Origin of the sequence: Mycobacterium dioxanotrophicus, assembly GCF_002157835.1 — a bacterium.
Taxonomy (GTDB): Bacteria; Actinomycetota; Actinomycetes; order Mycobacteriales; family Mycobacteriaceae; genus Mycobacterium; species Mycobacterium dioxanotrophicus.
In genome coordinates, this window is the sequence record NZ_CP020809.1 from 1,958,277 (window position 1) to 1,971,096 (window position 12,820).

Consider the following 12,820-nt stretch of genomic DNA (forward strand, 5'->3'; position numbering starts at 1 on the left):
CACTCAACCACACGCGGGCGCCCCGAACGGAGTGGGGAATTCACGTTCGGGGCGCCATGTCGTGTGGTCTCAGCTCAGGTGATGGACCTCCTGCAGTCCGTACACCGGCGTCGCCAGCCCTTCATAACGGGCCTTGAGCTGCAACGCCAGATACAACGAGTAGTGCCGCGACTGGTGCAGATTGCCGCCGTGGAACCAGAGATTCTCCTGCTGGGTGGGCTTCCACATGTTGCGCTGCTCGCCCTCCCACGGCCCGGGATCCTTGAGCGTGTCCGAACCCAGACCCCAGACCTTGCCCACCTTGTCAGCGACGTCCTGGCCGATGAGGTCGGCGGCCCAGCCGTTCATCGAGCCGAACCCGGTGGCGTAGACGACGACATCGGCGGGCAGTTCGGTGCCGTCGGCCAGGATCACCGAGTCCTCGGTCAGGCGGTCGACCTGGCCGTGGGCCAGCTTGACGCTGCCGTCGGCGATCAGGTCCGATGCGCCCACGTCGATGTAGTAGCCCGAGCCGCGGCGCAGGTACTTCATGAAGAGTCCCGAGTCGTCGTCACCGAAGTCCAACTCGAAACCGGCAGCCTCGAGACGTGCGTAGAAGTCCTTGTCGCGCCGCCGGATTGCGTCGTAGATCGGGCGCTGGAAGTCAGCCATGATGCGGTAGGGCAGGGACGCGAAGGTCAGGTCGGCCTTCTCCGTCGTCATGCCCGCGGCGACAGCCCGCTCCGAGTAGAGGTCGCCCAGGCCCAGATCCATCAGCGATTCGGACTTGACGATGTGCGTCGAGCTGCGCTGCACCATGGTGACGTCCACGTCGTTCTCGTAGAGCGCCTTGCAGATGTCGTGCGCGGAGTTGTTGGACCCGATCACCACGGCGCGCTTGCCGACGTACTGGTCGGGGCCGGGGTGGTGGCTGGAGTGGTGCTGATCGCCACGGAACACTTCCTGCCCGGGCAGCGTCGGGATACTGGGCTTGCCCGACATGCCTGTGGCCAGCACGAGATGTGTTGGCCGCAGCGTCACGGGTTCGCCGTTGCGGTTCACCTCGACCGTCCAGCGCTTTTCGGCTTCGTCGTAGGAGGCCGAGAGGCACGTCGTCGAGCTCCAGTACGGGACCTCCATGACGCGCGTGTAGAACTCGAGCCAGTCGCCGATCTTGTCCTTCGGCGCGAACACCGGCCAGTTGGCCGGGAACGGCAGGTACGGCAGGTGGTCATACCACACCGGATCGTGCAGGCACAGCGACTTGTAGCGCTTGCGCCACTGGTCGCCCGGGCGTTCGTGCTGGTCGACGACGATGGCGGGCACGCCGAGTTGGCGTAGCCGGGCGCCCAACGCGATGCCGCCCTGGCCGCCACCGATCACCACGATGTAGGGCTGCTCGCTGTAGCCGAGCGTCAGGTCCTCGTCGAGGCGCTTCTCGGCCCACGACCGCCGGTCCGGGTCGGAACCGTGCACGGCGCCGAGCACCCGGGTGGCTCCCTTGCGCTCCTCGTGGCCCTTGAGTTCCTGCAGGGTGGTCAGCAGAGTCCAGCCCTTGTCGTCGCGCAGCCGCAGATGCCCCTTCCCGCGGCCGGCGGCGGTCTCGAACTCGATGAACGCCGATGTGATGACGTGTTCGCCGTCGAGGTCCTCGGTCGGGGTCTCAGCAGTCCGGAACCCGGATGGATCGGTGTCGTGCAGGCGCTCGGTCAGCATGCCGGAGATGCCGTCATGACCTTCGACCGTCTTGAGGTTCCAGGTGAATGCGACGAGGTCGCGCCAGAAGCTGTCGGTGGCGAACTTCCCGACGACCCGGTTGATGTCCCGGTCGGCCAGTGCGGACTCGAAGTCCGCCAGCCACGCGTCAACCCGTTCCTGCGGGGACAGTGTGGCCAGCGGTGCGGCGGTGGTCTGTGTCATGTGAGTCAGCCCACACGGTGGCAACGAGCGCGACAAGGGTTGCACGGGGTTGCAGCAGGGTCGACGGTTGCATGCGCAAATGGGCGCCAAACGGAACGCAACCTGTTGCAACCCTTACGGCGCACGGGCCTGCTGGCCTAGAAACGTCCACCATGAAAGCAGCCGTGTATTACGGACCGAACAAGGTCGAGATCGCCGATGTGCCCGAGCCTCGACCGACCGAAGGGACCGTCAAGATCAAGGTCGGCTTCAACGGCATCTGCGGCACTGACCTGCATGAATACTATGCGGGGCCGATCTTCGTGCCAACCGAACCGCATCCGCTGACCGGGCAGCAGCTGCCCCTGACCATGGGTCACGAGTTCTCCGGGACCATCACCGAGGTCGGCCCGGGTGTCACCGACTACGCGCCGGGCGACCGGGTGGCCATCGAGCCGATCTACCGGTGCGGGCACTGCAGCCCGTGCCGGGCGGGGAACTACAACATTTGTCAGCAGATCGGCTTCCACGGCTTGATGTCCGACGGCGGGATGGCCGAGTACACCGTGGTCCCCGTCAACATGCTGCACCGCCTGCCCGACAACGTGTCACTGGAGTTGGGTGCGCTCGTGGAGCCGATGTCGGTGGCCTATCACGCGGCCACCCTCGGTGCGGTCGGTCCGCTGCACACCGCGGTGGTCTTCGGCGCCGGGCCGATCGGCATCGGGCTGTGGTTCGCATTGCGCGGCAAGGGCCTGGAATCGGTGTTCGTCGCCGAACCGTCGCCGACCCGGCGGGCCGCCATCGAGGCGCTCGGCGCCAAAACCCTGGACCCGACGACCACCGACGTGCCTGCCTTCGTCGCCGATCACACCGACGGGCGGGGCGCCGACGCGGCCTTCGACGCCGCGGGTGTGGAGCCGGCGATCGCGGCCGCCACCGCGTGCGTGGGTGCGCGCAAGCCGACGATCAGCGTCGCCATCTACGAGAAGCCGCTGACCACGCCGCTGCTCAACCTCGTGATGAACGAATCTCGCATCCAGGGATCGCTGTGCTACACCTCGGCGGACTTCGAAGCCGTCATCGATCTGATGGCGCACGGGGTGTACGACACGAAAGGCTGGGTCACGCCCATCGTCATCGACGATGTCATCGACGAGGGGTTCGAAGCCCTGCACGCCGGTAAGAAGATGAAGGTGCTCGTCGACCCGAGTGGAGAATCAGCATGACGTTGCAGGGAAAGGTGGCACTGGTCACCGGAGCGGGACGCGGCATCGGCCGGGGCATCGCGTTGCGGCTGGCGCGCGAAGGCGCCGACATCGCCTTGGTCGACGTGGTACCGGACAGCATCACCGCGGTGGCCGACGAGGTGACCGAAATCGGCACGAAGGCAACGACATTCGTCGCCGACGTGAGTGACCGCGACGCGGTGTACGCGGCGGTCGACCACGCCGCCACCGCGCTCGGTGGATTCGATGTGATGGTCAACAACGCAGGCATCGCGCTGGTCGGCCCGATCGCCGACGTCACGCCCGCCGACGTGGCGCGGGTGTGGTCCATCAATGTCGACGGTGTGCTGTGGGGCATCCAGGCCGCCGCGGCCAAGTTCATCGAGTTGGGCCGGCCGGGAAAGATCATCAACGCCTCGTCGATCGCCGGTCACGACGGCTTCGCGATGCTCGGCGTCTACAGCGCCTCCAAGTTCGCGGTGCGGGGCCTCACGCAGGCGGCCGCCAAGGAGTACGCGTCGGCAGGGATCACGGTGAACGCGTACTGCCCGGGCATCGTCGGCACCGACATGTGGGTGGAGATCGACAAGAAATTCGCCGAGCTCACGGGTGCGGCGGAGGGGGAGACGTTCCAGAAGTACGCGGGCGGCATCGCCCTGGGGCGGCCGGAAACTCCCGAGGATGTCGCCGGGTTCGTGGCGTACCTGGCCGGGCCCGACGCCGATTACATGACCGGGCAGGCGGGCCTCATCGACGGCGGACTGGTCTATCGGTAGGGCCGTCGTAGCGCGTTGATGTGACGGGGAGCACAATTGCAGGCGATGTCCGGATCGTCGATACCCGAGCCCGCGGTCGCTCCCGGTGAGGACCCGCGTCGTTACGCGCGGCTGCTGACGGCGGTCTACGACGCCACGATGTCGGGGGACCGGGCGCCGGCCCGGCCCCGCTCGATCATCGAGGACTCCTGGAACCGGTTGCGGGCCAAGGGAATCAATCCCGATGAGCACAACCCGCCCCGCATCGAGACCGGCTTGGAGCTGCTGCGCCAGTCGTCCGGGCTGGTCGGGGTGCTCGGTGACGTCACGCGTGGGCTCGAATCGGTGATTCAGGAGGGCGACAACATCCTGGTGATCGCCGACGCCCGCGGCCGTGTGCTGTGGCGGTCGGGCTCACCTCGGGTGCTCGCCCTCGCCGACCGTCTCGGCTTCATCGAAGGGGCGTGCTGGAGCGAAAATGCGGTGGGCACCAATGGGATTGGCACGGCGCTCGTCTCGCATTCGGCGGTGCAGATCTTCTCGGCCGAGCACTTCCTGCGCAGCCACCACCCGTGGACGTGCGCCGGTGCGCCGATCCGAGACCCGCGTACCGGTCAGGTGATCGGAATCGTCGACGTGTCCGGACCGGCCCCCACCGTGCACCCGACCACCGTGGCGCTGGTCGACCTGGTCGCCCGGCTGGCCGAGTCCCAACTGCGCGAGGTGCATGAGCGCACCCTCAACCGACTGCGCACGGTGTCGGCCCCGATCCTGGCCCGGATGCGCAGCCCGGCGCTGGCCGTCGACACCGACGGATGGGTGGCCGCGGTGGATTCCCTGCCGCTGCACAATCGGGTGCTGTTGCCCGAAGAGGGGCTGCCGGGTCGGGTGTGGATTCCGCCGCTCGGTATGTGCGACGTGGAGTCACTGCCGGGTGGCTGGCTGGTCCGCGTGGCCGACGACGCCGAACCGGCCCCGGCGCCGGCACGGGTCACCCTCGATCTGCGCGACGGCGAACCCTCCCTGGAGATGGTGGGGCAGTTCGGCAGCTGGCGCCGCGGGATCTCCAGCCGGCACGCCGAGATCCTTCTGGTGCTGGCCACGTGTCGGCAGGGCCGGTCAGCGCAGGAGCTGGCCGCGGACCTCTACGGTGACGGCTCCCGTGTGGTGACGGTGCGCGCCGAGATGTCCCGGTTGCGTAAGCAGTTCGTGGGCCTGTTGTCGGGTAAGCCGTATCGGTTCGCCGATTCGGTGCTGGTCGACGTGCGCTATCCGCAGGACATGACGACGTTGCTGACCGCATCGACGGCCCCGGCGGTGCGAGCGGTTCGCGCCATCCCCTGACGCGATACCTTGGCGTGGTGTCAGACGACGGTTTGCTCGATGGTCTGGAAGGCGACGCCCGCGCCGAACGTGCCGAGCTGATCCCCTGGCTGTTGGACCGGGGCATCACCGCCGAACAGATCCGCCACGAGATCGCTCCGGCGCTGCTGGCCCCGCGCCGCATCCTCGGCGACGACGGTCAGTACGTGTCGGCGCGGGAGATCAGCGAGCAGGTCGGCATCGATCTCGAGCTGCTGCAGCGTCTGCAGCGGGCGATGGGGCTGCAGTCGGTCGACGACCCCGATGCCGTGGTGCTGCCGAGGGCCGACGCCGATGTCGTGGCTCTCGCCCAACGCTTCATCGAACTCGGCGTTGAGCCCGACCAGATCGTGCTGATCACCCGCGTGCTCGCCGAAGGCCTGAGCCGGGCCGCCGAGGTGATGCGTTACGCGGCGTTGGCGGCGGTGCTCACTCCCGGGGCCACCGAGCTGCAGATCGCGCAGGCGTCCGAACAGTTGGTCGCCGCGGTGGCGCCGCTGATCGGGCCGATGATCCAGGACATGCTGTTCGTCCAGCTGCGCCATGCGCTGGAGACCGAGGCGGTCAACGCCTCCGAGCGTGCCGAAGGGGTACCGCTGCCCGGTGCCCGATTGGTCAGCGTGGCCTTCGCCGACCTGGTGGGGTTCACGCGGCTGGGTGAGGTGGTGCCTCCCGAGGACCTGGAGCGGTTGGCCAACCGGCTCGCCGACGCCGCACGCGACGTGGCGGTGGGGCCGGTGCGGCTGATCAAGACGATCGGCGACGCGGTCATGTTGGTCAGCCCCGACGCGGCGGCCCTCCTGGACGCCGCGCTGGCGCTGGTCGCGGCCACCGAAACCGATGAGGATTTCCCGCGGCTGCGGGTGGGGCTGGCCACCGGGCTCGCGGTGAGCCGGGCCGGTGACTGGTTCGGCAGTCCGGTGAACCTGGCCAGCCGGGTCACCGGCGCGGCGCGGCCGGGCAGCGTGCTGGTGGCTGAATCGACGCGCGAGGCGATCGGCGAGAGCGAGCGGTTCAGCTGGTCTTTCGCCGGGGCGCGGCGCCTCAAGGGCATCAAGGGCGAGGTGAAACTGTTCCGCGCCCGGCCTGCTTGACGGCGCGGACGAGCTTTATCGAATCTTCACAGAACGACTAGGCCCGCCATATCCATCCCGGGGAGGCTCGAGCTGTGGACATGAAACGAACCATGGCGATAGGGGCCGCCGCGCTCGCCACCGTTGCGATCGCGGCAGGCTGTACCAATTCTTCGAGCGCTCCGGCGGGTAGCAGTCCGACGACGAGCGCGAGCCCGACGACAAGCGCCTCGGTGGCGGCAGAGGCGCACAACGCTGCCGATGTCATGTTCGCCCAGCACATGATTCCGCATCACCAGCAGGCCGTCGAGATGAGCGACATGCTGCTCGGCAAGCAGGGCATCGACAGGCGCGTCACCGATCTGGCGACTCAGATCAAGGCCGCACAGGCGCCCGAGATTCAGCAGATGCAGGGCTGGCTCACCGCCTGGGGCAACCCGGCGATGCCCCCGATGTCGTCGACCGACATGGGTCACGGCGGGATGCCCGGCATGTCCGGTATGCCTGCCATGCAGGGCATGATGTCCGACGCCGACATGACCGCGCTGCGCAATGCCCAGGGTGTCGAGGCCGCCAAGCTGTACCTGACCCAGATGATCGCCCACCACGAAGGGGCTATCACCATGGCGCAGAACGAAATCAAAGACGGTCAGTACCCGGACGCGATCAAGATGTCCCACGCCATCGTCACCACCCAGCAGCAGGAGATCGACACGATGCGCGCCATCCTGGGCACGCTCTGACGGTCATCCCGCAGGCAGGGTGATGGTGAACGCGGTACCGGTACCGGAACTGCTGACGCTGATGCGACCGTGGTGGGCCTCGACGAAGGCCTTGGCGATGGACAGGCCCAGGCCGGAACCGCCGCGGTCGCGGTCGCGGGCCGTGTCGGCGCGGTAGAAGCGTTCGAAGACATGCGCACGGTGCTCGGCGGCGATGCCCTCGCCGGTGTCGGTCACGGTGAGGGTGACCGCGGACGTGTGGGGCATCATCGGGTTTGTGGACCCTGTTGCGCTCGCGGTGATGTCGACGCGTCCGCCCGGTGGGGTGTGGCGCAGGGCGTTGTCGAGCAGGTTGCCGAGCACCTGGCCGAGGCGGTCCGGATCCGCCCACAGTTGCGGCAGCGCAGGATCGACGGCGGCGTGCAGGGCGACGCCCTTCGCGTCGAACCGGTCGGCGGCGGCGGCCACCGCGGCCGCGACCAGTTCCGCCGCCGACACCTGGGTGGGTTCGACGGTGGCCCGGCCCTCCTCGGCCTGCGCGAGCGCGGCGGCGTCATCGGAGAACCGCACCAGCCGACGGGTCTGCTGCCGCAGCACGGCCACCGTCTCGGCGTCGAGCGTGCGCACACCGTCCTCGACCGCTTCGACGTAGGCTTCCAAAACCGATACGGGAGTGCGGATTTCATGCGCGAGGTCGCCGAACAGCCGGCGGCGGCTGGTGTCGACGGCCTGCAGGCGGCCCGCCATCTCGTTGAAAGACCGTGCCAGGACATCGAATTCGTCGCCGAGATGGGCCGGTGGAACCCGCGAATCGTAGCGGCCGTCGGCGATCGCGGTGGCCGCGGTGGCGACGTCGGTGACCGAGCGCTGCAGCCGCCGGCTGACGTACCAGGTGACCACCAGGGCGGCCAGTGCCGCCACGCACACCGCGACGCCGACCGAGATGACGGTCGCGTACACGTAGGCCTGCTCGGCGTGCATCTGTTGGGCCGAATCGCCGGAAACCCCGGCTCGGTGCAGATGTTCGCGGAACAACGGTGGCCCCACGACGGCCGCGACCACTCCGGTGGTGCCCGCCGCCGCAGCCAGCACCAGGGCCTGCGCGAACAGCAGCCGGGCGCCGAGCCCGGGTCGCTGGCGGCTCATCGGCCGGTGCCCATCCGGTACCCGACGCCGCGGACCGTCATCACGTACCGCGGATCGGCCGGGTCGTCGCCGAGTTTGCGCCGCAGGTGACCGATATGGACGTCGACGAGGTGTTCGCTACCGACATAGCCGGGCTCCCAGACTGTTTCGAGCAACTGGCGCCTGCTCAAGACCACGCCGGGGTGTGCCGAGAGCGCGGCGAGCACGTCGAACTCGGTACGGGTCAGCACAATCGGCTCGTCGCCGATCGACACCTCGCGTCCCGCGACGTTGATGCGCAGCGGTCCGAACACCCGATCGTTCTCGGCGGTCGCAGCGGTGTTGCGCGGTCGGCGCAGCATCGCGCGTACCCGGGCGACCAGCTCGCGCGGGCTGAACGGCTTGGTCAGATAGTCGTCGGCGCCGACGGACAGCCCGACTATGGTGTCGAGCTCGGTGTCGCGGGCGGTCAGCATCACCACGTAGGCGTCGGAAAAGGTGCGCAGCCTGCGGCACACCTCGATGCCGTCGATTCCTGGCAGGCCCAGGTCGAGCACCACGACGTCAGGGTCGACCTCGCGGGCGAGGGTCAGCGCGTCGGGCCCGGTGTGGGCGAGGCTGACTTCGAACTGCTCGCGTTCGAGATAGCTGGCGACAACGCCGGCCAGGGCGGTCTCGTCGTCGACGACCAGGGCGCGGTAGCCGGCCGGTGTTGGATCCACCACTTCATGGTGCACGAGCATCCCACTTTCATACCCTAGGGGGGTATAGTATCAGGCATGAGCATTCAGACCATCACCGTTACCGGCATGACCTGCGGACACTGTGTCTCCTCTGTGCGTGAAGAGGTCGGCGGCATCCCCGGGGTCACCGGCGTCGACGTCGACCTGAAGACCGGTCGGGTGACGATCGAGAGCGACACGCACGTCACCGCCGACGCCATCAACGCCGCCGTTGCCGAGGCCGGCTATCAGGTGGCGAGCTGAGGCGATGAGCGCCGCCACGAAGATCGCCGCATTCGCCGCCGCGCTCGCGGTGGTGTTCGCGGCTGCGTTCGGAATCGGTGCTGTCTTCGGCCCCGCCAGCGCACCCGCCGGCACCGCCGAACATGCCGAACATGCCGAACATGCGGAATCCGCCGCACCGTCCGGTGGGAACCGTTACACCCTGCAACTTGAGCAATCCCTGGCTGCGGCGGGTCCTGCGGTGCCGCTGCGGTTCGTGATCAAGGACCCGTCCGGTGCGCCGGTGACCGGCTACACCGTCAGCCACGACAAAGAACTCCATCTCATCGTCGTGCGCCGCGACTTCACCGGTTATCAGCATGTGCACCCCGTGCGTGACAACTCGGGCACCTGGAGTGTCCCGCTGAACCTCAGCAACGCCGGTGTGTACCAGGTGTTCGCCGACTTCGTGCCCGCAGGTGGGGAATCGGTGACGCTCGCCGCGGACCTGCATGTCGCGGGTCGCTACGACCCACAACCGCTACCGCCGGCTTCGACCACCGCGACCGTCGACGGTTACGCTGTCACGCTGTCGGGTGAGCCGACGGCCGGAGCGGCTTCGGAACTGGCGCTCTCGGTCACCCAAGGCGGCGTGCCCGTCACCGACCTGCAGCCGTATCTCGGTGCCTACGGGCACCTGGTCGCGCTGCGCGCCGAGGATCTGGCGTACCTGCACGTGCATCCGATGGGCGAACCCGGCGACGGGGTCACGCCCGCGGGCCCCGAGATCCGGTTCCACACCGCGTTTCCCAGCGCGGGGTCCTACCGGCTGTACCTGGACTTCAAGCATCAAGACAAGGTGCACACCGCCGAATTCACCGTGACGGTGCCGCGCGGGCACCAGCACTGATGAGGAGATGAGCGTGGAACTGCAGATCGGCGGCATGACCTGCGCGTCGTGTGCCACCCGCATCGAGAAGAAGCTGAACAGTCTCGACGGCGTCACCGCGACGGTGAACTATGCGACCGAGAAGGCCCACGTCGACGGCGACGTTCCCGCCGACGCGCTGATCAAGGTCGTCGAGGACGCCGGATACACCGCGCATGTGCCGACGCCTGAGCCCGACACCATTGCTGTGCACGGTGATCCGACGGTATCGCTGCGCAGCCGGCTGATCATCTCGGTCGTGCTGGCCGTACCGGTCATCGCGATGGCCATGGTGCCGGCACTGCAATTCACCAACTGGCAGTGGCTGTCGCTGACCCTGGCTGCGCCCGTCGTGGTGTGGGGCGCCTGGCCGTTCCACCGTGCCGCATGGACCAATCTGCGGCACGGCACGGCCACCATGGACACGCTGATCTCGATGGGCACCCTCGCTGCGTTCGGCTGGTCGCTCTACGCCCTGTTCTTCGGCACCGCCGGGGTGGCGGGCATGACGCACCCGTTCACGCTGACCATCTCCCGCACCGACGGCACCGGGAACATCTATCTCGAGGTGGCTGCCGGTGTCACCACGTTCATCCTGGCCGGGCGCTACTTCGAGGCCAGGTCGAAAAGGCGCGCGGGGGCCGCACTGCGGGCGCTGCTCGAGTTGGGTGCCAAGGATGTCGAGGTACGCAGAAACGGTGTCGAACAACGGATTCCGATCGACGACCTGAGGGTCGACGACGAGTTCGTGGTCCGGCCGGGCGAGAAGATCGCGACTGATGGGGTCGTGGTCGAGGGCTCGTCGGCCGTCGACGCCTCGATGCTCACCGGCGAATCGGTGCCGGTCGAGGTCGGCCCGGGTGATCAGGTGGTAGGAGCCACTGTCAACGTGGGTGGGCGACTTGTGGTGCGCGCCAACAGGATCGGCTCCGACACCCAGTTGGCGCAGATGGCGCGGTTGGTCGAGGATGCGCAGAACGGCAAGGCGCAGGCGCAACGCCTGGCCGACCGGATCTCGGGCATTTTCGTGCCGATCGTCATCGCACTGGCCGTGGCCACGCTGGGCTTCTGGATCGGCACCGGCGGTTCGGTGGCCGGGGCGTTCACCGCAGCGGTGGCTGTGCTGATCATCGCGTGCCCGTGCGCGCTCGGTCTGGCGACCCCGACCGCACTGCTGGTCGGTACCGGGCGCGGAGCGCAGTTGGGCATCCTCATCAAAGGACCCGAGGTGCTGGAGTCCACCCGCAAGGTCGACACGATCGTGCTCGACAAGACCGGGACCGTCACCACCGGCGCGATGACGCTGCTGGACGTGATCACCGCGGACGGCGTGGACGACGCAGAGGCGCTGCGCCTGGCCGGTGCTCTGGAGAACGCGTCGGAACACCCGATCGCCAAGGCCATCGCGACGGGCGCACGCGACAAGGTCGGTGATCTGCCCGCCGTGGAGAACTTCGGCAACGTGGCCGGACTCGGTGTGCAGGGGGTCGTCGACGGCCATGCCGTCGTGGTCGGTCGTCGCCGGCTGCTGGCCGATTGGGCTCTGCCGCTGCCGGGCCCGCTCGACGCGGCCGTGCGCGATGCCGAGGCGCAAGGACGTACCGCAGTCGCGGTGGGGTGGGACGGCGAGGCCCGGGCGGTGCTCGTGGTGGCCGACGCCGTCAAGCCCACCTCCGCGGAAGCCATCGCCCAACTGCGTACGCTCGGCCTCACCCCGATCATGCTGACCGGCGATAACCAGGCCGCAGCCCGTGCGATCGCCGAGCAGGTGGGTATCGAAGACGTCTACGCCGAGGTGCTGCCGCAGGACAAGGTCGACGTGATCAAACGGCTGCAGAGCGATGGCGCCGTGGTCGCCATGGTCGGCGACGGCGTCAACGATGCCGCCGCACTGGCCCAGGCCGACCTGGGGCTGGCGATGGGGACCGGCACCGATGTCGCCATCGAGGCCAGTGATCTGACCTTGGTACGCGGTGACCTGCGGGCTGCACCCGACGCCATCCGATTGTCGCGGCGCACGCTCGCGACCATCAGGGGAAACCTGTTCTGGGCGTTCGCCTACAACGTCGCAGCGCTGCCGCTGGCCGCGGCCGGGTTGCTCAACCCGATGCTGGCCGGGGCTGCCATGGCGTTCTCATCGGTGTTCGTGGTCAGCAACAGTCTGCGGTTGCGGCGTTTTCGGTAGACCTCACGAAACCCGGGCGCCCGGGCGTCTTCCTCATGACAGCGAGGAAAGGAGCCCGGGATGTCCGATCCCATGACCGCGCCGACATGGCATTGCGTGGTGGAGAATCCGCTGGGCCGGCTCACCCTGGTCCGTGATGAAACGGGGTTGTGCGGACTGTATTTTCCGCATCACTGGTACCGGCCCGATCCCGTCACCTTCGGTCGGTGTCGGGATGACGGATTCGACGACGTGATCCGTCAGCTCGACCAATATCTGGCCGGCGAGCGCACTGGGTTCGAGCTGCCGCTCAACGTGCATGGCGACCCGTTTCAGGCCGCGGTGTGGAGGCTGGTCACGCGGATTCCCTACGGCGTGACCACCACCTACGGGGCGTTGGCCGCACACATCGACGGCGCAACGGCTCAGCAGGTCGGCGTAGCGGTGGGGCGCAACCCACTGTCGGTCATCGTGCCCTGCCACCGCGTGGTGGGGCAGGGCGGGAAGCTCACCGGCTACGCAGGCGGCATCACGCGTAAGCGGTTTCTGCTCGAGCTCGAACGCGATCACAGACGCGCCGCGGGCGCCGGATCCGATCTGCCATGATGGACACCTCACGAAACCCGTCGGCGAAGCGTCT

12 protein-coding genes are annotated in these 12,820 nt (G+C 68.1%); 9 read left to right on the forward strand and 3 right to left on the reverse strand.

Annotated elements, in window-relative coordinates; translation table 11 throughout:
- Positions 1–69 precede the first annotated feature (69 nt).
- Entirely contained in the window at positions 70–1,899 is a 1,830-nt protein-coding gene (locus BTO20_RS09430; RefSeq protein ID WP_087075283.1) for a flavin-containing monooxygenase, read from the reverse strand.
- Positions 1,900–2,051: 152 nt separating this feature from the next.
- Between BTO20_RS09430 and BTO20_RS09435 the strand changes: the two genes are divergently transcribed.
- The 5 genes from BTO20_RS09435 to BTO20_RS09455 all read left to right on the forward strand — a co-directional run bounded on the left by BTO20_RS09435 (position 2,052) and on the right by BTO20_RS09455 (position 7,040).
- Positions 2,052–3,107 (forward strand): 2,3-butanediol dehydrogenase, encoded by a 1,056-nt coding sequence (locus BTO20_RS09435; protein ID WP_087075285.1) that lies wholly within the window; start codon positions 2,052–2,054, stop codon positions 3,105–3,107.
- Positions 3,104–3,883 (forward strand): acetoin reductase, encoded by a 780-nt coding sequence (locus tag BTO20_RS09440; protein ID WP_087075287.1) that lies wholly within the window; start codon positions 3,104–3,106, stop codon positions 3,881–3,883. Before BTO20_RS09435 ends, BTO20_RS09440 begins: the two co-directional genes overlap by 4 nt.
- 45 nt (positions 3,884–3,928) lie before the next feature.
- Positions 3,929–5,206, forward strand: a complete 1,278-nt coding sequence (locus BTO20_RS09445) for a GAF domain-containing protein (protein WP_087075289.1) — start codon at positions 3,929–3,931, stop codon at positions 5,204–5,206.
- Between the two features lie 14 nt (positions 5,207–5,220).
- On the forward strand, positions 5,221–6,318 hold the full coding sequence (locus tag BTO20_RS09450) for an adenylate/guanylate cyclase domain-containing protein (protein ID WP_087075291.1): 1,098 nt from the start codon (positions 5,221–5,223) through the stop codon (positions 6,316–6,318).
- An 80-nt stretch (positions 6,319–6,398) separates the two neighbouring features.
- Complete coding sequence (locus BTO20_RS09455) at positions 6,399–7,040, forward strand: DUF305 domain-containing protein (RefSeq protein WP_087075293.1); 642 nt, start codon at positions 6,399–6,401, stop codon at positions 7,038–7,040.
- 3 nt (positions 7,041–7,043) lie between these two features.
- On the opposite strand, the gene BTO20_RS09460 is transcribed toward BTO20_RS09455, so the two are convergent.
- Both BTO20_RS09460 and BTO20_RS09465 read right to left on the reverse strand, forming a co-directional pair.
- Positions 7,044–8,165 carry a HAMP domain-containing sensor histidine kinase gene (locus BTO20_RS09460; protein WP_087075295.1) on the reverse strand — a complete coding sequence of 374 codons (1,122 nt, stop codon included), beginning with the start codon at positions 8,163–8,165 and terminating at the stop codon, positions 7,044–7,046.
- The gene (locus BTO20_RS09465) at positions 8,162–8,887 is read right to left on the reverse strand and encodes a response regulator transcription factor (RefSeq protein WP_087075297.1); all 726 of its coding nucleotides are present in this window, start codon (positions 8,885–8,887) and stop codon (positions 8,162–8,164) included. Before BTO20_RS09465 ends, BTO20_RS09460 begins: the two co-directional genes overlap by 4 nt.
- Before the next feature lie 36 nt (positions 8,888–8,923).
- Between BTO20_RS09465 and BTO20_RS09470 the strand changes: the two genes are divergently transcribed.
- Genes BTO20_RS09470 through BTO20_RS09485 form a run of 4 tightly spaced genes read left to right on the forward strand, consistent with a single transcriptional unit; the run spans position 8,924 to position 12,786 of the window.
- A complete protein-coding gene (locus BTO20_RS09470) occupies positions 8,924–9,130 on the forward strand; it encodes a heavy-metal-associated domain-containing protein (protein ID WP_087075299.1) in 207 nt (68 codons plus the stop codon).
- 4 nt (positions 9,131–9,134) lie between these two features.
- Positions 9,135–9,998, forward strand: a complete 864-nt coding sequence (locus BTO20_RS09475) for a hypothetical protein (protein WP_087075301.1) — start codon at positions 9,135–9,137, stop codon at positions 9,996–9,998.
- Positions 9,999–10,005: 7 nt separating this feature from the next.
- On the forward strand, positions 10,006–12,201 hold the full coding sequence (locus BTO20_RS09480) for a heavy metal translocating P-type ATPase (protein ID WP_087075303.1): 2,196 nt from the start codon (positions 10,006–10,008) through the stop codon (positions 12,199–12,201).
- A gap of 60 nt (positions 12,202–12,261) precedes the next feature.
- Positions 12,262–12,786, forward strand: coding sequence for a methylated-DNA--[protein]-cysteine S-methyltransferase (locus tag BTO20_RS09485; protein WP_232491094.1), 525 nt, complete (start codon positions 12,262–12,264; stop codon positions 12,784–12,786).
- Positions 12,787–12,820: the final 34 nt, after the last annotated feature.

Coding starts and splice junctions, on each gene's coding strand:
- BTO20_RS09430 (WP_087075283.1), bottom strand. CDS start 1,899: ATGACACAGACCACCGCCGCACCGCTGGCCACACTGTCCCCGCAGGAA.
- BTO20_RS09435 (WP_087075285.1), top strand. CDS start 2,052: ATGAAAGCAGCCGTGTATTACGGACCGAACAAGGTCGAGATCGCCGAT.
- BTO20_RS09440 (WP_087075287.1), top strand. CDS start 3,104: ATGACGTTGCAGGGAAAGGTGGCACTGGTCACCGGAGCGGGACGCGGC.
- BTO20_RS09445 (WP_087075289.1), top strand. CDS start 3,929: ATGTCCGGATCGTCGATACCCGAGCCCGCGGTCGCTCCCGGTGAGGAC.
- BTO20_RS09455 (WP_087075293.1), top strand. CDS start 6,399: ATGAAACGAACCATGGCGATAGGGGCCGCCGCGCTCGCCACCGTTGCG.
- BTO20_RS09460 (WP_087075295.1), bottom strand. CDS start 8,165: ATGAGCCGCCAGCGACCCGGGCTCGGCGCCCGGCTGCTGTTCGCGCAG.
- BTO20_RS09465 (WP_087075297.1), bottom strand. CDS start 8,887: ATGCTCGTGCACCATGAAGTGGTGGATCCAACACCGGCCGGCTACCGC.
- BTO20_RS09470 (WP_087075299.1), top strand. CDS start 8,924: ATGAGCATTCAGACCATCACCGTTACCGGCATGACCTGCGGACACTGT.
- BTO20_RS09475 (WP_087075301.1), top strand. CDS start 9,135: ATGAGCGCCGCCACGAAGATCGCCGCATTCGCCGCCGCGCTCGCGGTG.
- BTO20_RS09480 (WP_087075303.1), top strand. CDS start 10,006: ATGAGCGTGGAACTGCAGATCGGCGGCATGACCTGCGCGTCGTGTGCC.
- BTO20_RS09485 (WP_232491094.1), top strand. CDS start 12,262: ATGTCCGATCCCATGACCGCGCCGACATGGCATTGCGTGGTGGAGAAT.